This is a genomic window from Kribbella sp. NPDC104740 (assembly GCF_055583505.1).
On record NZ_JBVJNV010000008.1, the window covers coordinates 1 to 18,773 of the forward strand.

Annotated in this window: 17 protein-coding genes; 7 read left to right on the plus strand and 10 right to left on the minus strand. The window is 70.6% G+C overall.

Annotated elements, in window-relative coordinates; genetic code table 11:
• Positions 1 to 149 precede the first annotated feature (149 nt).
• The gene (locus ACZ6Z4_RS32610) at positions 150 to 923 is read right to left on the minus strand and encodes an SDR family NAD(P)-dependent oxidoreductase (protein ID WP_465573437.1); all 774 of its coding nucleotides are present in this window, start codon (positions 921 to 923) and stop codon (positions 150 to 152) included.
• Positions 924 to 1,013: 90 nt separating this feature from the next.
• On the opposite strand from ACZ6Z4_RS32610, the gene ACZ6Z4_RS32615 reads away from it, so the two are divergent.
• Both ACZ6Z4_RS32615 and ACZ6Z4_RS32620 read left to right on the plus strand, forming a co-directional pair.
• The gene (locus ACZ6Z4_RS32615) at positions 1,014 to 2,204 is read left to right on the plus strand and encodes a mandelate racemase/muconate lactonizing enzyme family protein (RefSeq protein WP_465573441.1); all 1,191 of its coding nucleotides are present in this window, start codon (positions 1,014 to 1,016) and stop codon (positions 2,202 to 2,204) included.
• A gap of 158 nt (positions 2,205 to 2,362) precedes the next feature.
• Complete coding sequence (locus ACZ6Z4_RS32620) at positions 2,363 to 4,573, plus strand: bifunctional SulP family inorganic anion transporter/carbonic anhydrase (RefSeq protein WP_465573444.1); 2,211 nt, start codon at positions 2,363 to 2,365, stop codon at positions 4,571 to 4,573.
• 42 nt (positions 4,574 to 4,615) lie between these two features.
• On the opposite strand, the gene ACZ6Z4_RS32625 is transcribed toward ACZ6Z4_RS32620, so the two are convergent.
• Entirely contained in the window at positions 4,616 to 6,595 is a 1,980-nt protein-coding gene (locus ACZ6Z4_RS32625) for a S41 family peptidase (RefSeq protein WP_465573447.1), read from the minus strand.
• Between the two features lie 142 nt (positions 6,596 to 6,737).
• Here ACZ6Z4_RS32625 and ACZ6Z4_RS32630 point away from each other — a divergent pair, with 142 nt between their 5' ends.
• On the plus strand, positions 6,738 to 7,442 hold the full coding sequence (locus ACZ6Z4_RS32630) for a M50 family metallopeptidase (RefSeq protein ID WP_465573450.1): 705 nt from the start codon (positions 6,738 to 6,740) through the stop codon (positions 7,440 to 7,442).
• 67 nt (positions 7,443 to 7,509) lie between these two features.
• On the opposite strand, the gene ACZ6Z4_RS32635 is transcribed toward ACZ6Z4_RS32630, so the two are convergent.
• Positions 7,510 to 8,541 (minus strand): aldo/keto reductase, encoded by a 1,032-nt coding sequence (locus ACZ6Z4_RS32635; protein WP_465573452.1) that lies wholly within the window; start codon positions 8,539 to 8,541, stop codon positions 7,510 to 7,512.
• Positions 8,542 to 8,655: 114 nt separating this feature from the next.
• On the opposite strand from ACZ6Z4_RS32635, the gene ACZ6Z4_RS32640 reads away from it, so the two are divergent.
• On the plus strand, positions 8,656 to 9,156 hold the full coding sequence (locus ACZ6Z4_RS32640; RefSeq protein ID WP_465573455.1) for a mycothiol transferase: 501 nt from the start codon (positions 8,656 to 8,658) through the stop codon (positions 9,154 to 9,156).
• Here the strand turns inward: ACZ6Z4_RS32640 and ACZ6Z4_RS32645 are convergent.
• On the minus strand, positions 9,145 to 10,251 hold the full coding sequence (locus ACZ6Z4_RS32645; RefSeq protein WP_465573458.1) for a hypothetical protein: 1,107 nt from the start codon (positions 10,249 to 10,251) through the stop codon (positions 9,145 to 9,147). The two genes, ACZ6Z4_RS32640 and ACZ6Z4_RS32645, sit on opposite strands and share 12 nt — an antisense overlap.
• Entirely contained in the window at positions 10,251 to 11,117 is an 867-nt protein-coding gene (locus tag ACZ6Z4_RS32650) for an exodeoxyribonuclease III (protein WP_465573460.1), read from the minus strand. The genes ACZ6Z4_RS32645 and ACZ6Z4_RS32650 overlap by 1 nt, the downstream gene beginning before the upstream one ends.
• Before the next feature lie 201 nt (positions 11,118 to 11,318).
• Between ACZ6Z4_RS32650 and ACZ6Z4_RS32655 the strand changes: the two genes are divergently transcribed.
• Entirely contained in the window at positions 11,319 to 11,927 is a 609-nt protein-coding gene (locus ACZ6Z4_RS32655) for a TetR/AcrR family transcriptional regulator (protein WP_465573462.1), read from the plus strand.
• A 17-nt stretch (positions 11,928 to 11,944) separates the two neighbouring features.
• Positions 11,945 to 13,210: an alpha/beta fold hydrolase gene (locus tag ACZ6Z4_RS32660; protein ID WP_465573464.1), complete on the plus strand. Its 1,266-nt coding sequence runs from the start codon at positions 11,945 to 11,947 to the stop codon at positions 13,208 to 13,210.
• Between the two features lie 26 nt (positions 13,211 to 13,236).
• On the opposite strand, the gene aac(3) is transcribed toward ACZ6Z4_RS32660, so the two are convergent.
• Positions 13,237 to 14,073 carry an aminoglycoside 3-N-acetyltransferase gene (gene aac(3) / locus ACZ6Z4_RS32665; protein WP_465573466.1) on the minus strand — a complete coding sequence of 279 codons (837 nt, stop codon included), beginning with the start codon at positions 14,071 to 14,073 and terminating at the stop codon, positions 13,237 to 13,239.
• Between the two features lie 76 nt (positions 14,074 to 14,149).
• Between aac(3) and argG the strand changes: the two genes are divergently transcribed.
• On the plus strand, positions 14,150 to 15,589 hold the full coding sequence (argG, locus tag ACZ6Z4_RS32670; protein WP_465573468.1) for an argininosuccinate synthase: 1,440 nt from the start codon (positions 14,150 to 14,152) through the stop codon (positions 15,587 to 15,589).
• Positions 15,590 to 15,687: 98 nt separating this feature from the next.
• Here the strand turns inward: argG and ACZ6Z4_RS32675 are convergent, their stop codons facing one another.
• Genes ACZ6Z4_RS32675 through ACZ6Z4_RS32690 form a run of 4 tightly spaced genes read right to left on the minus strand, consistent with a single transcriptional unit; the run spans position 15,688 to position 18,766 of the window.
• Positions 15,688 to 16,071: a PPOX class F420-dependent oxidoreductase gene (locus tag ACZ6Z4_RS32675; protein ID WP_465573470.1), complete on the minus strand. Its 384-nt coding sequence runs from the start codon at positions 16,069 to 16,071 to the stop codon at positions 15,688 to 15,690.
• A gap of 18 nt (positions 16,072 to 16,089) precedes the next feature.
• Positions 16,090 to 17,004, minus strand: coding sequence for an NAD-dependent epimerase/dehydratase family protein (locus ACZ6Z4_RS32680; RefSeq protein ID WP_465573472.1), 915 nt, complete (start codon positions 17,002 to 17,004; stop codon positions 16,090 to 16,092).
• Positions 17,001 to 17,621: a dihydrofolate reductase family protein gene (locus ACZ6Z4_RS32685; protein ID WP_465573475.1), complete on the minus strand. Its 621-nt coding sequence runs from the start codon at positions 17,619 to 17,621 to the stop codon at positions 17,001 to 17,003. The genes ACZ6Z4_RS32680 and ACZ6Z4_RS32685 overlap by 4 nt, the downstream gene beginning before the upstream one ends.
• Positions 17,618 to 18,766, minus strand: a complete 1,149-nt coding sequence (locus tag ACZ6Z4_RS32690; protein ID WP_465573478.1) for an FAD-binding oxidoreductase — start codon at positions 18,764 to 18,766, stop codon at positions 17,618 to 17,620. The genes ACZ6Z4_RS32685 and ACZ6Z4_RS32690 overlap by 4 nt, the downstream gene beginning before the upstream one ends.
• Between the last annotated feature and the right edge of the window lie 7 nt (positions 18,767 to 18,773).

An 18,773-nucleotide genomic window follows, 5' to 3' on the forward strand; every position in this document is an offset into this window, starting at 1 on the left:
TTCCGAACGGTGGGGTGGTCCGTTGGCCGCCACCAACCCCCACCCCCACCCCCGCCCCCCCCCTTTTCCGACGCGGGACGGCCAACCCCCTAACCCCCCCCCCCCCCCCCCCGCGCTCGCTTGATCGGTGGTGGGTGTCGCGCGCGACCTCAGATCGCGGAGGTCGCGCCGCCGTCCATCGGGACGACCGCGCCGGTCACGTAGCTGGCCAGCGGCGACGCCAGGAACACCGCCACGTTCGCGATCTCGGCCGGCTCGCCCGCTCGCCCGAGCGGGATGCCGGCCACCATCTCGGCCAGCAGCTCCTCCCGCGGCCGCCCCGCCTCACGGACGGCCGCGTCCAGCCGGTCGTCGATCCGGCCGGTCCGGGTCAGGCCCGGGTTGATCACGTTCACCCGGACGCCGCGTCCGGCGTACGCCTTGGCGTAGCCGACCGACGCGAGCATCAGCGCCGCGTTCGCCGCGCCGCCGCCGATGTGCAGCGGGCTCGCCTGCCGGCCGCCCTGGCCGACGACGTTCACGATCGTGCCGCTGCCGCGCTCGGCCATCCCACGGATCACCGCCTCGGTCGCGTGCATGTAGGTGAAGTACTTCGCCTCCATCGCCGAGTGCAGCGACGCGCTGCTCAGCTCGTCGACCGGCACCTGCCGGGCCGCGCCCGCGCAGTTCACCAGAACGTCCGGTACGCCGATCCGCGCGAACAGCGCGTTCGTCGCGTCGGCGTCGGTCAGGTCGACCGCCTCCACGGCGTACTCGAGGCCCTTCGTCTTCAGCTCGGCCTGCGCCTGCGCGAGGTTCGCGGGGTCGCGGGAGATCCCGGTGACCCGCGCGCCCTCCCGGGCCAGCGCCTCCGCGCAGGCCAGTCCGATCCCCTTGCTGGCCCCGGTGACGACGGCCGTCTTTCCCGACAACTGAAGATCCATCGACTTCTCTCCCGCGCTCGACTGGTCCCGATCGTAGTTTCCCGGTCGCCGCTGCTTGGTAAGGGAGGGGTGACGAGGAGAGGATCCGCGATGAGAATCAGCGCAGTGGAGACGGTTCGGCCCGCGATCCAGCCCAACCTGGTGTTCGTGCTGCTGCACACCGACGACGGGCGGACCGGGCTCGGCGAGGCGTTCTTCGGCGGCCGGACGGTCGAGGCGTACCTGCACGAGTCGGCGGCCGAGGTGCTGCTGACGGCGGCCGACCCGACGCCGGAGTCGATGGCGCGGGCGCTCGCGTCGTACACGGGGTTCGCCGGGGCGGGGGTCGAGACGCGCGGGAACGGCGCGGTCGATCTGGCGCTGTGGGACCTGGTCGGGCAGGAGGCCGGGCTGCCGCTGGTGCGCTTGTTCGGCGGGCCGGTCGCCGAGTCGTTGCCGACGTACAACACGTGTGCCGGACCGGGGTACATCAGTACGAGTACGCGGCAACGATCGGACAACTGGGGTGTCCCGGCAACGACTCCCGACCGCTGGGACGATCTCGACGCCTTCCTGAACCGTCCGGCCGCGCTGGCCCGCGACCTGTGGGACGAGGGCATCACGGGGATGAAGGTCTGGCCGTTCGACCGCGCAGCCGAGGCAACCGGTGGGACCGACATCTCGCCGGCCGAGCTGAGCCGCGGGCTGGCGGTGATCGAGGCGATTCGCGCCGAGGTCGGGTTCGACATGCGGCTGATGGTCGAGCTGCACGGGCTGTGGAACCGGCGCGGGGCGACGACGATCCTGCAGGCGCTGACCGAGTACCGGCCGTACTGGGTCGAGGACCCGATGCGGCCCGATACCGTCGATGGTTTGGCCGCCTTGCGGCGCGATGTCGACGTACCGATCGCGACCGGCGAGACGCTGGTCGGGCGGCGTGGATTCCTTCCGCTGCTGGAACGCGGCGCGGTTGACGTCGTCACCGTCGACGTGCAGTGGACCGGCGGGCTGACCGAGGCACGCAAGGTCGCCGCGCTCGCGGACACGTACGGCGTACCGGTGGCTCCGCACGACTGCACCGGGCCGGCGACGCTGGCCGCGTGCGTACACCTGACCCAGTCAGCGCCGAACGGGCTGATCCAGGAGACCGTCCGCGCCTTCCTGCGGACCTGGTACGCCGAACTGGTCGACGGCCTGCCGCCGATCGCCGACGGGCGGATCGCCGCGACCGATGCCCCCGGCCACGGTGTCCGGCTGCGGGACGGGATCGCCGCCGAGCGCCGGGTCTCGAAGCTGCCTTAGGCAACGATTTCGCCACTACTCCGGGCGTTCTGAGCCCAGGGCAACAAATCGAGGGTCGTCGGGCCTTGAACGGCTGCGTACTATGAGTAACGAGATCGACACTCTTTGTTTCGACGCCTGATGCTCTAGCACCGACGCCGGAGGGACCCGTGCCGACCATGTCAACTTCCCATTCACCGCCTTCGCGCGAGCCTGCTGTCGAACAGGTTTCGTGGAGGTCCATCGTCCGTCATGACCTACCGGCCTCGCTGGTGGTCTTCCTGATCGCGATCCCGTTGTCACTCGGGATCGCCGCAGCTTCCGGGGCGCCGCTGATCGCGGGCCTCGTCGCCGCCGTCGTCGGCGGCGTGGTCGCCGGCGCGCTCGGCGGCTCTCCGCTCCAGGTCAGCGGCCCGGCCGCCGGCCTCACCGTTGTCGTCGCCGGACTGGTCAGCCAGTTCGGCTGGGCCGCGACCGCCGCCATCACCTGCGCGGCCGGCCTGCTGCAGATCCTGCTCGGTGTCACCCGCATCGGCCGGCTCGCACTGTCCTTGTCCCCCGCGGTCGTGCACGGCATGCTCGCGGGCATCGGCATCACGATCGCCGTCCAGCAGCTCCACGTCGTTCTCGGTGGACAGGCGCAGAGCTCGCTGATCGCCAACCTGGCCGGGCTTCCCGGCCAACTCGTCGCCCACCACCCGGGCTCCGTGCTGGTCGGGGTGCTGACCGTCGTGATCCTGCTCGCGTGGCCGCGGATCCCGAAGGTGAAAGTCGTTCCGGCGCCGCTGGTCGCGGTGGTTTTCGTGACCGCGCTGGCCGCCTGGTTCATGGTCGACGTCACCCGCGTCGACCTCCCGGACAACCCGCTGCAGGAGCTGATCCTGCCCGCGATACCGGCCGGCAGCGCGCTCGACATCGGGACGGCGGTGCTCACCGTCGCGCTGGTCGCGAGCGTCGAGTCGCTGCTCTCGGCCGTTGCCGTGGACAAACTTCACCGCGGCAAACGGAGCAACCTGGACCGTGAGCTGATCGGCCAGGGCGCCGCGAACGCGGTCTCCGGCGCGCTCGGCGGGATGCCGGTCACCGGCGTCATCGTGCGCAGTACGGCCAACGTCACGGCCGGCGCGAAGACCCGCGCCTCGGCGATCATGCACGGCCTCTGGATCGCGGTCTTCGTGCTCGCGGCCGGTGCGATGCTGGAACTCATCCCGATGGCCGCTCTCGCGGGCGTGCTGCTCGTCACCGGGCTCCGGCTGGTCCAGCTCGCGCACATCCGCACCTTGCGGCGGCACGACGAACTGCTCGTGTACGTCGTGACCGCGGCCGGTGTCGCCGCGCTCGGCCTCGCCGAGGGCGTGCTCGCCGGGCTGGTGCTCGCGCTCGGGCGTGTGCTCTACCGGTTGGCGAAGGCAACAGTCACCGCGACCGAGGAGGGCGGGGTCTGGACGGTGCGGATCCAGGGCACGCTGGTGTTCCTCGGGGTCGCGTCGCTGGTCCGGACGCTGCGCACGATTCCGGTCGGTGCCGCGGTCCGCGTGAAGCTCCAGGTCGACCACCTGGACCACGCGGCGTACGAAGCGATCGAGGACTGGCGCCGCGGTCACCTCGCCCGCGGCGGGACGGTCGAGCTCAACCGGGCCGCCTTCCGGGCCGCCTTGCAGGGTGACGCCAAGCGCTGGTTGCCCTGGCAGCACGGGCAGATCGTGCCCGCGCCCGACCAGCGGGCGTCGATGCTGGACGGCATCCGCGAGTTCGAGGAGTCGGCCGATTTGATCCGGCCGATGATGGCGCGCCTGGCCGCCGACGGGCAGAAACCGACGCAGCTGTTCATCACCTGCGCGGACTCCCGGATCGTGCCGAACCTGATCACCACGTCAGGCCCCGGCGAACAGTTCTGCGTCCGGAACGTGGGCAACCTGGTCCCGCCGTACGGCTCGAACAGCAACTCGGTCGACGCCGCCGTCGAGTACGCCGTCGACGTGCTCGGCGTCAGCTCGATCGTCGTCTGCGGCCACTCCCACTGCGGCGCCGCCGGCGCCGCCCTGGACACGGTCGACGACGACGGCTCCGGCCTCCGCACCTGGCTCCGCCACCTGGAACCATCAGTACGCCGAGCCGTAGCCCTCCCCGACATCATCGACCCAGCCACCGGCCTCAAACTCGCGCCCGCTGACAAGCTCTCGGTAGCGAACGTCGCCGTCCAACTGGAAAACCTCCGCTCCTTCGCCTGCGTCCGCAAGGCAGAGGAGGCAGGCCGCCTGGAGCTGGTCGGCCTCTGGTTCGACATCGGCGCCACCGCAGCCCGCCTGGTCGTCGACCAACCCCCGTACCTGATCCGCGCCGACGAACAACTGGCCACCGCCAGCACCCCAGCCGACGCCGACCTCTGATCCGGCACCGGTGGGTGCGCAACCCGCACCCACCGGTTGCCTTCAGACGTGCACGCGCCGCGACGCGACCAACACTCCTGCGTCGAACGCATCCGCGCGGAGCAACTGCCCTGGCGTCACCTCCAGGATCTCGATGGCGATCGGCACACCGGCCAGGTCCTCCGAGCTGATCGGGCGATCGTCCAGGTACAGGTCGACTCGATCGATACCGTCGACGTCCAGGCCGACCGTCAGCGTCGTGCCGGTCATCGACGTCGTCACGTCGAGTCGCCGCTGCGGCATCCCCGCGAGGATCGCGCCGGCGGCATCGAGCAGGTCCGTGTTGCCCGACAGCAGGTCCGCCCGCGTCATCCGGTGGATCGCATGCGGGCGTACGCCGACGTCCTCCACCGGCGTACCCGACAACTCCCCCACCCGCAGCGTCCGGCGGATCGCCACCCGCAGGTTCGCGCCGTTCGGCAGCGCGACGTACGGCGACGTCGGGTCCGCCGGCGGCGGCTCGTTCAGCAGCGTCGCGAGCAACCCGTGCGTCCACACGTTCGCCCCACCGGCACCCGTGTTGTCGTCCACCCCGAGGATCGTCCCGATCTCGTGGTCGGCGAAGCCGGCCGCGAAGATGTCCGTCGCCGAGTAGCACCGCGCGTCCGTCACGAGCACCACCGGCCCGTAGTACGTCTGCCCGACCTCGTTCGCGCCGTCCTCGGGCGTGATCGGCTTCGCCGCCGAGAACGCGGCGCCGGTTTCGGTCGCCAGGTCGAGTGAGTCGAACCACGGACCGAGGTCGATCCCGGCCGGGTTGTCCTTGTGCCGCCGGCAGATCCGCAGGTTCAGCGGGGAGCTGATGAACTGCACCGGCTCCGGCGTGATCCGCCGCGGTGTCATCGTCTGCAGCGTGAACTCGCTGGCGTAGATGTGCCCACCACCGTTGTCGCGAACATCCACGATCAGCCCGTCCTGCGGCAGCGCCGCGGCCAGCCGGACGAACTCGTCCCGGAACCCGACCGGATCGGTGACGCTGAACGTGAAGATCCGCAGATGCCCGAACGTCCCGTGCGCTGTCGTCACCGCCCGGGCCCGGAACACCCCCGGCATCGTCGTCGGCAGATCCGCGGCCCCCACCGCGACCGGCGCCGCGACAACGCTCGAGCTCGCCCCGCGTTCGAGATCGACCACCTCGCGCACGTACAGGCTCTTCTTCGCGCGGCTCTTCTCGTCCGAGTCCAGGTCGAGCCCGAGCGACGCCGAGGTCTCGCTGATCGCGTCGAGATCGGTCATCGGCGGCAGGTTCGTCGTCACCTTCCACTGCTCGCGCAGCTCTTGCGACGATCCGTCCAGCCCGGTGTAGCTGAGCGTCACCCAGTCCTCGTCCGGCGGCGCCTGGATCACCAACGGTCGCAGCGTCAGCGACTCCAGCCCACGCGCGAGGTTGGCCGCCTCGTTGCTGCCGGCGAAGATCGCGCCGTTCAGCGCGGCGGCGCGCGCGATCGGCGTACCGTTCCAGTGCGTCACCTCGGCCCCGGGCCCGAACTGCGGTGCGGAGTACCCGGTCACCATCCGGGTGATCAGGTAGTGCTCGCCGCCGGCGTCGAAGCACTTCTCGATCATGAACGGCAGGTACGCGACCTTCCCGGCGAACGGCGCCGGCAGCAGGTAGTTGGTGTGCAGGTCGCGGACCGAGTGGAACACACTCGACATCGACCGGTGGAAGATCCACTCGGCCTCCATCGTCGCGTCGCTCTGGCGTTCCATCCGGGCCCGCAGCACCCGCAGCCGCTGCAGCGGGTTGACGGCGTGCATCGCGGCCTTCAGCGGCAGGTGCACGTAGTTCTCGCCGAGCAGCAGCAGCGACTGGTCGACGAGCAGTTTGCGTTGTGCCAGCGTCAGCGAACCAGCTCCGGCGAGGAACTGCGGCAGCGGTACGGCGGCCGCCTGCTGGTCCTGCCGGGTGGCGCGACTTCCCTTGCGGGCAACGGTTTTCTTGGCGGTCGTCTTCTTGGTGACGGTCTTGCGCGGTTCGGTCATTGAATCCCCCAACAGGCGGCCTCCCTCCCCGGACGCCGCGATCTGTCCACCGTCCGCCGGTGGTACCGCTGTGTCAACGGCTGGGTGCACCGCGACTCGGTGGGGTGCCAGGAGTTGACCACCCACCTGTCAGGATGTCCCGGTGATCGAGGTTTGGGACAACATCACGTCCGTGCAGGCCGACCCGCCGCTCGAGGTCGTGATCGGCACCGGCGTCGTGGCGCTGCTGCTGATCGCGTGGCGGCCGATCTGGCGGCACACGCGTCAGGTGGTGACGATCGCGCACGAGGGTGCACACGGGCTGATCGCGCTGCTGGTCGGTCGCAAGCTCGCGGGGATCCGGTTGCACTCGGACACGTCCGGCGTCACCGTCTCGCGCGGGAAGCCCGACGGTGCGGGGATGGCCGCGGTGCTGCTCGTCGGCTATCCCGGTCCCGCGTTGTTCGGCCTCGCGGCCGCGTTCGTGCTCAGCCGCGGGTACGCCGTGGGCCTGCTCTGGGGGTTGCTGCTCGCCTTGCTGATCCTGCTGTTGCAGATCCGGAACCTGTTCGGGCTCTGGTCGGTGCTCGCGTTCGGCGCGGTGGTGTTCGGGGTGTCGTGGTGGGGCTCGGAGCAGGTCCAGTCGGCGTTCGCCTACCTGCTCACCTGGTTCCTGCTGCTCGCGGCGCCGCGAGCCGTACTCGAGCTGCAGCGCTCGCGCCGGCACAGCGCCGGGCGCAACTCCGACGCCGACCAACTCCGCCGCATCACCGGCGTACCGGCGATCCTGTGGGTCGGCGTCTTCGGCCTGATCACGCTGGCCTGCCTGGCGCTGGGCGTGCTCTGGTCGGACGTTCTGCCGACCTGAGCACACCCGCGCCCTGCGCCTAGCTGCTGCAGCGCCGACTCCGACTTGGGCGGTGTCGGGCCGGTGCTTAGCCGCGGCCGCCCGTGATCGGGCGGTCGCGCTGCTGCACGCCCGGTACGCCGTACGGGTAGTCCGCCGCACCCGGGTCGCTCGCCTCGTCCAGCTGCGCGGTCTCCTCCGCGGTCAGGTGCAGGTCCGCGGCGGCCAGGTTGTCGTTCAGCTGCTCGAGCGTGCGGGCGCCGAGGATCACCGACGTGATCGCCGGCCGGTCCACCAGCCACGCCAGCGCGATTTGCGCCATCGACGTCCCGCGCGCCTCCGCGATCGCCCGGACCGCGTCGACGACCGCGCGGACCCGCTCGTTCCGGCTCCGCTTGGCCCACGCCTCGACGCCGCGTTCCGGGTTCTCCCCCAGCCGCGTCGAACCGGTCGGCGCCTCGTCGAACGAGTACTTGCCGGTCAGCCAGCCGCCGCCCAGCGGCGACCACGGCAGCAGACCGAGCCCGTTCTCCTGCGCGGCCGGGACGATCTCCCACTCGATCTCGCGGACCAGCAGGTTGTACTGCGGCTGCAGCGTGACCAGCGGCGACCAGCCCTGCCGGTCGATCAGGTCGCACGCCTTCTGCAGCTGCCAGCCGGTGAAGTTCGACAGGCCGCCGTACCCGATCTTGCCGGCCCGGACGGCGTCCTCGAGGAAGCTGAGCGTCTCCTGCAGCGGGGTGATCGGGTCCCACGCGTGCAGCTGGTAGAGGTCGACGTGGTCGACGCCGAGCCGCTGCAACGACGCGTCGAGCGCGCGCCGCAGATGCCGGCGCGAGGTGCCGACGTCGTTCTGCCCGTCGCCGGTCGGGAAGCGGCCCTTGGTGGCCAGGACGACGTTGTCGCGGGCGGAGCTCTTGGCCAGCCAGCTCCCGACGATCTGCTCCGACACTCCCGCGGAGTACACGTCGGCGGTGTCGATCAGCGTGCCGCCGGCCTCGACGTAGGTGTCGAGCTGCTGGTGCGCGCCGGCCTCGTCGGTCTCGTGCCCGAACGTCATGGTGCCGAGCGCGTACGTCGAGACGACGGTGCCGCTCGCACCCAGGGTGCGGTATTCCACAGCTGCTCCTTCTGGTCTGGTACCGCTCACAGTAGATCGTTTCGGTCCGGCCGTGCGCAGCGGTGTCCACAGGCCGGAGTACGGTGGCGGAAGTCCGCGCGGCGAAGGGAAAAGATGAACATCAGCGCACTTCTGGTCGACGCGTTCGGCCGGATCCAGGAGGTCGTGCACGACACCGTCGAGGGGCTGAGCGACGACGCGTTGAGCACCCGCCCGGCCGACTCGGCGAACTCGATCGCCTGGCTGGTCTGGCACCTGACCCGCATCCAGGACGACCACCTGGCCGACGCCGGCGGGTACGAGCAGGTGCTGACCGCCGACGGCTGGCACGAGCGCCTCGGCCTCCCGTTCGACCCGGCGGATACCGGCTACGGCCACACCCCTGACGACGTCGCTGCCGTCAAGCTGTCGGCCGAGTTGCTGACCGGGTACTACGACGCCGTGCACGCCCGCACGGTCCAGTACCTGGAGACACTGACCGACGACGACCTCGAGCGCGTCGTCGACAAGCGCTGGAACCCGCCGGTCACCCTGGGCGTCCGGTTGAACAGCGTCCTGTCCGACGACCTCCAGCACGCCGGCCAGGCGGCGTACGTGCGTGGTCTACTCGGCTGACTTCCACAGCGTCGGACCGGCGACCAGGTAGAGCGTGCGGCCGACCAGCCGCGCGTCCGTGACCTCGCCGGTCGGTCCGGCGGTGGTCTGAACCGTCCAGTTGTCGTCGCCGACCCGGAGCACCTTCACCTGATTGCCGTCGGCAACGACCTGGACGACGGTGTCACCGTCGAGCACCGGCGGCGGCAGCGGCGTCTTGTCACCGACCGCGAGGTCGGGCACGCCCTTCAGCCTCCGCGCACTGTCCGGCTGAGTCGGGTCGAACTGCCACAGCGCCAGCTTCCCGTCCACCCACCCGGCGACCGTGCACAGCTGCTCCCCGCACGACACCCGTACGCCGTGACTCCGCGCGCCCACCTCCGGCAGCGCGAAGCTCGACCACCCGTCGTTCAGCCGCCGCGACACCCACACCGCGGCCTCCTGCTGGACGACATCCTTCGCGAGGCGCACCTGCGAGCCCGTCTGCACGATGGAGTCCTTGAACGCCGTCGCGTCGCCAGGACCGACCAGCAGCGACGGCTGGCTGCGCAGCACGGTCCCGGTCGAGTCCTGCCGGGTCCACTTCTCCCCCTGCGGCAGCCACACCGCGGCGTCGAGTCCGGAGGTCTTGCTCGCCCAGGCGCCGAGCAGTGCCTGACCGGTCGGGGTCATCACCGCTGAGTAGACCCGTCCCGCATCCGGGCCGCCGAAGGTGGTGAACACCTGTGGCAGCTCCTTCAGCGCGGTGGTGTCGCCGGTCCAGACCGTCCAGCGCACGTTGGAGTGCGCACCGCCCGCAGCACCGCCCAGCGCGAGGACCCGGCGGCCGTCGTACGCGATGGACTTCCAGATCGCGTGGAACGAGTACGGGCTGCTCGGCGACGGAGACAGCCTGACCTCGCGCTGCTTGTCGCCCTCGACCAGCAGCAGTCGCGGGACCACCTTGGCGTTGCGGTCGCGCAGTCCGACCAGCAGCTGGTCGCCGCTGCTTGCCAGCGCTACCGCCTCGGCCGGTAGCTTCACCTGCTCCCAGGGGACCGCTGCTGCCGGCTTGTCCTCGCTGCAGGCGGTCGCTGCAAGCAGCAGGGCAGCGGCCAGCAGGAGGGCTCTGCGCATCAGCGGTTCTGCGGCAGCTTGGTCGTGCGCTTGCGAGCGCCGCGCGGGTTCGACGGCGGCGGTACGACGGGACCGATGTCGCCGTCGGGCGCGACGTCCAGGTCGATGATCACCGGAGCGTGGTCGCTGGGCCCGGTGCCCTTGCGCGCCTTCCGGTCGATCCAGGCGGCCTTCACCCGCTCGGCCACCGGGTCGGAGGCGAGCATCAGGTCGATCCGCATCCCCAGGTCCTGGTGGAACATGCCGGCCCGGTAGTCCCAGTAGCTGAAGACCCGCTCGCTCGGCCAGCGGTCGCGGACCACGTCGTGCAGCCCGGTCGCCAGCAGCGCGGCCAACGCCTCTCGCTCCGGCGCGGTGACATGCGTCGAGCCGACGAACGCCGCCGGGTCGAAGACGTCCGCATCGGCCGGTGCGATGTTCATGTCACCGCAGACGATCTGCTCGGCCGGGCCGGCCGCGACCACGTCCCGCAGCGCCTTCAGCCAGGCCAGCTTGTAGACGTAGTGGTCGGAGTCGGGCTCGCGCCCGTTCGGCACGTACAGGGAGTGGATGCGGATCCCGCCGCACGTCGCCGCGACCGCGCGGGCCTCCGGGTTCGGGAAGCCCGGCGCACCGGCGACACCGGTCACCACGTCCTCGATGCCGACCTTGGACAGCAGGGCGACACCGTTCCACTGCACCTCGCCGTACAGGGCAGTTTCGTAGCCGCGTCCGGACAGCTCCGCGCCCAGCAGGCTGGTGAACGCGTCATCGGCCAGCTTCGTCTCCTGCAGGCAGACGACATCGGGCTCCCGCTCGTCCAGCCAGTCGAGCAGCCGCGGCATCCGCTGCTTCACCGAATTCACGTTCCAGGTAGCTACTCGCACGGGCCTACCGTAGCCCCGCTCAGTTCCTCTCGGCGTCCTCTTCGGCCGGCAGCTCGAACTCAGCGAGACCGAACCAGAACGCCGCCGCCAGCTCGATCTGGTCGAGCAGCTCGATCGACTCCTCCACGTACTGCACCGGCTCCTCCTCTCGTCCGCGTTTGAGCATACTCGGTATGACTTTGAGTTGGGTATGCTTTTGTCATGGAAGGTCGCCGGGAACGGAAGAAGGCCGCACTGCGGCAGCACATCTCCGACGTGGCGACCGGGCTGTTCGTCGAGCGCGGCTTCGACCAGGTGTCGGTGTCGGAGATCGCGGAGGCGGCCGACGTCGCGCGGCCGACGGTGTTCGCACACTTCCCGCGCAAGGAGGACCTGCTCTTCGACCAGTACCCGGAGACCGAGGCCGAGTTCGTCGGCGCGGTGCTCGACCGCCCCGACGGGATGAGCGCGGTCCGGGCGATCGCTGACCGCGCGCTGTTCCTGGCGTCGCAGGAGTCGCCGCCGTTCCTGGTCCGGCTGCGGCAGGAGCCGTTCTTCCGCATGGTCGCGGAGTCGCGCGCGCTGCAGGCCCGCGCGCGGGAGATGGCCGAGCAGCTCGAGGACGCGGTCGCGATGGCGATGGAGGCGACCGGCGTCCGGCAGCCGCGGCTGGTCGCGGCGCTGACCGCGGCGGCGTACCGGACGGCTCACCTGCAGTCCGTACGGCGAGTGCTCGCCGGGCACGACCCGGTCGACCACGTCTTCCGCGTACAGGCCGCGCTGCGGGTCGTCGAGCAGGCTGTGGACAACGATCCCGCCTTCGTGGGCTGATCCTGGACAATGAACGGGTGGCCAGAATCCCGGGACTCGTGCTGACCGATCACACCTTCACCGTGCCGCTCGACCACGCGCGGCCCGGCGGTCCGACGATCGAGGTGTTCGCGCGCGAGGCGGTCGCGCCGACCAAGGTGGACGACGACGACCTGCCGTGGCTGGTCTTCCTGCAGGGCGGTCCCGGTTCGGCGTCACCGCGGCCGACGAGCGGGAGCGGCTGGCTGGAGCGCGCGACGCGGGAGTTCCGGGTGCTGCTGCTCGACCAGCGCGGCACCGGCCGCAGTACGCCGGTCACCCGGCGGACCGCCGCGTCGATGAGCGGCGCGGAGCTGGCGGCGTACCTGAAGAACTTCCGGGCGGACTCGATCGTGGCGGACGCCGAGTTCATCCGCGGGCAGCTGAGCCCGGGCAAGCCGTGGTCGACGCTCGGGCAGTCGTACGGCGGGTTCATCACGCTGACTTATCTGTCGAAGGCGCCAGAGGGTTTGAAGGCCTGCTACGTGACCGGCGGGCTGGCCGGGCTGGATGCGACGGCTGATGACGTGTACCGGCGGACGTATCCGCGAGCCAAGGCGAAGACGTTGCGGTACTACCGGCTGTTCCCGGAGGACGTGGCGAAGGTGCGGCGGATCGCTGATCACCTGCTGGGTTCAGATGTCCGGCTGCCGAATGGGGATCGCTTGACGGTCGAGCGGTTTCAGACGCTCGGCTTCGGGCTGGGGATGAGCGAGTCGGCGGAGTCGTTGCACTGGCTGATCGACGAGGCGTGGGACGGGGACGAGCTGTCGGACGCGTTCCTGCACGGCGCGCTGGCGCGGACCGATCACACGCTGAACCCGCTGTTCGTGGTGCTGCACGAGTCGCTGTACGGGCAGGACGAGCGCCCGACGAACTGGGCGGCTGCGCGGGTGATGCCGGCTGAGTTCGCTGCCGCCGCGGAGCCGTTCCTCTTCACCGGCGAGATGATCTACCCCTGGATGGTCGAGGACTTGGCCGGCCTGCGCCCGTACGCCGAAGCTGCGCAGCTACTCGCGGCCGCGACTGACTGGACACCGCTGTACGACGTCGAGCGCTTGGCGTCCAACCAGGTGCCGGTCGCGGCGGCGATCTACCACGACGACATGTACGTCGACGCTTCGCTGTCACTGGAGACGGCGTCGCGGGTGGGCAACGTGACGACGTGGATCACCAACGAGTACGAGCACGACGGCGCACGGGCGTCGGGTGGGGCGGTGCTCGACAGGTTGATCAAGCTGGCCAACGATTTGCCGCCGGTCTGACAAACGCATCCACACCGACGGCGAACTCAGAACGCTGCCTCGATCCAGCCCCTGACAGCACCGACCGTACGGCGGGCGTCGAACACCCAGCTCTCCGCCGACCCCACGCACCCGCCCACGCCGGCGCCGGCGGCGACGGCTTGCTGGGCGAGGTCCGCCACCGAGTGCCCAGCGGCGTACGGCAGCGCACCGTAGAACGTGTCGAGAGTTGTGTACTCGCGCCAGACATCGCCCTCCGCAGTACGCACCGGCATCCGGTAGCTGTGATACCGCTTCCCGTCCACCTCCGCGATCGCCTCCGCGTGATGGCACAGGGTCAGCGTCTTCAGCGGCGCGCCGAGCATCAGCACCTTCCCGCCGGCGGCCGTGAGCCGACCGAGCACCCCGTCACGACCCCACGGATCCTCGACCGCGGGACCGGCGTACGCCAGCAGTCCTCCCGCCCGCGCACCGAGCGCCGCGAAGCTCACCTCCGGATGCCCGCTCCGGCGCGCTCCCGGCCAAGTCCGCAGCCGCTCCGGGAACCGCCCGAAATCCCGTCTGGCCGACGACACCTCCGGCGCGAACCCCGGCAGTTCGTCGTACGCGCGCTGCCATCGCCGCGGCCAGAACTTCACGTGGTACGGGCTGTCGTCCCACCCGCAGAACGCGACCAGCGTCCCCTCCGCACCGACCACATCCACCAGCGCCCGCACCACCGTGTCGATCCCGCCGACCACCCATCCGAGCGCCGACAACCGGACGTGCACCATCAGCACATCCCCCGCCACCACCCCCAGCCCGGCGACCCCGCGGGCGATCTCCCCGCGCGTCACCGGCGCGAACTCGGTGTCCTCCAGCAGCTCAGCCCCAGGAAACGCCATCTCCCGAGCATCCACCGCCCGCCACCGCAGTGCATCCGGTTTGCATGATCATGCATAACCCTGCATACTTATTCCTATGTCCAAGGTGATCTCTTCTCTCCCCGTCGGCGAACGCGTCGGCATCGCCTTCTCCGGAGGGCTCGACACGTCGGTCGCGGTCGCCTGGATGCGCGACAAGGGCGCCGTCCCCTGCACGTACACCGCCGACATCGGCCAGTACGACGAGCCCGACATCGCCTCGGTCCCGGGCCGCGCGCACGCGTACGGCGCCGAGATCGCCCGCCTGGTCGACTGCCGGGCGGCGCTGGTCGAGGAGGGGCTGGCCGCGCTGACCTGCGGCGCGTTCCACATCCGCTCCGGCGGCCGGTCGTACTTCAACACCACCCCGCTGGGCCGCGCGGTCACCGGCACGCTGCTGGTCCGGGCGATGCTCGAGGACGACGTCCAGATCTGGGGCGACGGGTCGACGTACAAGGGCAACGACATCGAGCGGTTCTACCGCTACGGCCTGCTCGCGAACCCGAACCTGCGGATCTACAAGCCGTGGCTCGACCCGGCGTTCGTCACCGAGCTCGGCGGCCGCAAGGAGATGAGCGAGTGGCTGCTCGCCCACGACCTGCCGTACCGCGACAGCACCGAGAAGGCCTACTCCACCGACGCCAACATCTGGGGCGCGACCCACGAGGCGAAGACGCTGGAGCACCTGGACACCGGGATCGAGACCGTGCAGCCGATCATGGGCGTCGCGTTCTGGGACCCCGAGGTCGAGATCGCGGCCGAGGACGTCACGATCGGTTTCGAGCAGGGCCGGCCGGTGACGATCAACGGCAAGGAGTTCGGCTCCGCGGTCGACCTGGTGATGGAGGCCAACGCGATCGGCGGCCGGCACGGCCTGGGCATGTCCGACCAGATCGAGAACCGGATCATCGAGGCGAAGTCGCGCGGCATCTACGAGGCGCCGGGCATGGCGCTGCTGCACGCGGCGTACGAGCGGCTGGTGAACGCGATCCACAACGAGGACACCGTCGCGTCGTACCACAACGAGGGCCGGCGGCTCGGCCGGTTGATGTACGAGGGCCGCTGGCTCGACCCGCAGTCGCTGATGCTGCGGGAGTCCCTGCAGCGCTGGGTCGGCGCCGCGATCACCGGCGAGGTGACGCTGCGGCTGCGGCGCGGTGAGGACTACTCGATCCTCGACACCACCGGCCCGGCGTTCAGCTACCACCCGGACAAGCTGTCGATGGAGCGCACCGAGGACTCCGCGTTCGGCCCGCTGGACCGGATCGGCCAGCTGACCATGCGGAACCTGGACATCGCGGACTCGCGCGCCAAGCTCGAGCAGTACGCCGGGCTGGGCATGATCGGTACAGCGCACGCGGAGCTGATCGGCACCACGACGCCGCAGCTGATCGGCGAGATGCCGGAGGGCGGCGCCGACCTGATCGCGTCGCGCGGGCAGGTCGACCCCGACGACGAGCTGCTCGACCGCGCGGCGATGGAGTCCGGCACGGACTGACAGCGCCACCCAACCTGCGCAGCGCCCGCGGCCATCTTTGAGCACGGCTCAGTCGTCGTACGGCGAAATTCGTGGCTGGGCGGTGCTCAAAGATGGCTTCAGCCGATGCCGACCGATTGATGGGTCGGCTCGATCAGGGCGACGACCCGCTCCTCACCGCGCGGGTACGGCTGCCCGGCGTACTGGATCGCCAACTGGTCGACGATCTCCCACGCCTCGTCCCCGGTCAGCCACTCGACCACCCGGCCCCTGACGACGACCGGGTTGAACGGATTGTCCACCGGCGCGATCGACAACGCGAGGCGCGGATCGCGCCGCAGGTTGCGCGCCTTGCGCGCGTCCGGGCCGGTGAAGAACACCACGTGGTCGCCACGGGTACCGACGTACACCGGCACCGAGTGCGGCGACCCGTCGGCCCCCACGGTCGCCAGGTGGGCGATCGACTTCCCGTCGAGAACTTCACGGACAGCTGGGTCAAGCATGGTGTGCTCCTCGAAAGCTCAGCGCGGGTTCTTGGTCCGCCAGGCGAAGTAGTCGGCCACCGCGGACGCGGCGTCGAAGCGTGGGGTGAAGCCGGTTTCCTCGGTCAGCCGGGTGATGTCGAGGTACGGCTTCTCGTCGACCCCGCCGTCGGGGCCGGCCGGAAGCAGCTCGGCGGGAGTGATCGCCCGCAGGGCGGCGACGATCTCGCGGTTGGTCGACGGCCGCCCGGCCGAAACGTTGTACGTCGTGTGCCGCAGCGACGGCGCGGACGCCAGCAGCGCGATCGCGCGTCCCGCGTCGGGCCCGTAGCAGGAGTCACCGCCCTCCTCGGCGGGCACCGGGCGCGGCGTCTCACCGCGCAGCACCGCACTGACGTACGACGGGATCGGGCTGAACGCCGACTCCGGATCCATCAACGGTCCCCAGATGCTGCCGATCCGGAGCAGCACCGGTTCGACGCCGGTGCCCTGCAGCGCGTGCGTAGTGATCGGCTCGACGGCCTTCTTGAACGCGATGATGTGGTGCGGCAGATCCGCCGACGGCAGATCGAGCTCCTCGCGCCACGGGATCTCGCTCCGGCCGAGGTAGACCCCGAGGCTGCTCGCGACCGAGAACCGCCGGACGTTCCAGGCCCGCGCCGCGTCCAAGGCGTTCAGCAGCCCGGTCAGGTCGGTGCGGTAGAAGTCGACCGGGTTCTCGCCGGGGATACTGCCGGCCAGGTGCACGATCCCGGTCACGGCGTACTGGTTGCCCAGGGCAAGAAATGCGTCCCGGTCGGTGACGTCGAGCGCCTCGACCGCGACCCGGCCGGCGAGGAACGACGGGACGTCGGTCTGCCGGTGCGTCGTGACCACGACCTCTTCGCCGAGGTCGAGCAGCGCCCGGGCGGTGTGCGCACCGATCATTCCCAGGCCGCCGGTGACGAGGATCATCGGACCACCTCGTAGTGCAGGTGCGTCACGCCGGGGGCTGCAACGGCTTCGATCAGTCGGAGCTGGATGTGCTCGGGGAGCTCCTGGAAGAAGCTGCGGCCTGCGCCGAGGAGGATCGGGACCTGGTGCAGGACGACCTCGTCGACGAGGCCGGCGGCGAGCGCCGTACTGACGACTCCGCCACCCATCAGGGCGACGTCCTTGCTTCCGGCAAGCTTCTTGGCGACGGCGATCGCGTCCTCGATCCCGGAGGTGACGAGGGTCTGACGGTCGCTCATGCCTGGTCCGATGTCTGGTGCCTCTGATCCAACGAGTGGACGATGGCTGACCACCACGAGCGGCGCCGTCGGGTGCGGCGCTCCCCCGTCGATCCAGCCCGAGTCGTCGTACGTGTTGCGCCCGGCCACGCTGACCCCGAGCCGGCTCGCCAGCCCGTCGAACACCCGCGCGCTCTCCGCGCTCAGCTTGAACCCGTCGAACTCGCGGCTGGGCGTGTCCCCGCTGAAGTACCAGTCGAACAGCATCCCGCCGTCGCCCAGCCCACGCCCCGCGCCGGGACCGCGTCCGGTGATGTACCCGTCGACCGACACCGACAGCGCCGTCAGCACCTTGCTCATCTGTCTCCTCCGGAGATCGCTTGCGGAAAGTCGAAGAACTGCTCCGGGTCGTACGCGCGCTTGACCGCCTGAAGGCGCGCATAGTTCCCGCCGTGGTACGCCATGGCCCAGTCGTCGAGCGCCAGGTCGGGGAAGTTCGGGTAGACGCGGCCCGAGCCATCGCTCGACGCGACCGCCCACGAGGCGTCGACCCACGGATCGCCGACCGCGCCGACATGTTCGAGCAAGAAGCGCGTCCCGCGGTGCGCGAACGCCGTCGCGTCGGGCGCGACGCGGTTGTACGCGCCGCCCATCGCGGTGAACGCGAGCTCGCCGCCGAGCTGCTCGACGAGGGCTTTGATCGTCGCGGTCTGGAGCGACTGCTCGAAGAACTCCGACCGGATCCGCACCGCCGGCCGCTCCAGCGGATCAGCGAACGAGCTCTTCACCTCGGCGTACGGCAGTCCACCGCGCACCTCGACTCCCGCGGGCAGCAGCTCTCGCGTCTCGTTCGCGTCCAGCATCGAGGCCCCGAACAACCGAGCCCCGCCCGCGCCGACGCTGAGATTCACTGTGATCTCGTCCGGCGCGTCCGGCGCCCACTCCTGCCACCAGGCGATCACCTCGGCGAGGTCCACCGGGTAGCGCGCCTCGATCCGCGTCATCACCGGCTCGGCGACCGTCGCGAACCGGAACTCCGTCACCACCCCGAACTGCCCACCACCCGCACCCCGCAACGCCCAGAACAGCTCCGGCTCCGACGACTCCGACGCCTCGACGACCCGCCCGTCCGCCAGCACCACCTGTACGCCGACCAACCGGTCGCAGGTCAGCCCGTACTTGCGCCCGAGCAGCCCGATCCCGCCACCCAGCGTCAGCCCGGCGATCCCGACGCCCGCACCGCACCCGCCCGGCACCGCTCGGCCGACGCGGTGCAGCGCGTCGTACAGCGCACCCAGTCGGACCCCCGCGCCGACCGTCGCGATCCCGTCGGCGACCGAGACCCCGTCCAGCCCCGCGAGGTCGAGCACGATCCCGTCCGTCGACGAGCGCTGGGCGAAGCAGTGCCCGCCGCCGCGCGCGACCACGCGCTCGCCGCGCGCCGCGCCTGCGCGCAGCCCGGCGACGACATCGGCGACGGACTCGCACCGGTGAACCAAGGTCATGCCCCGA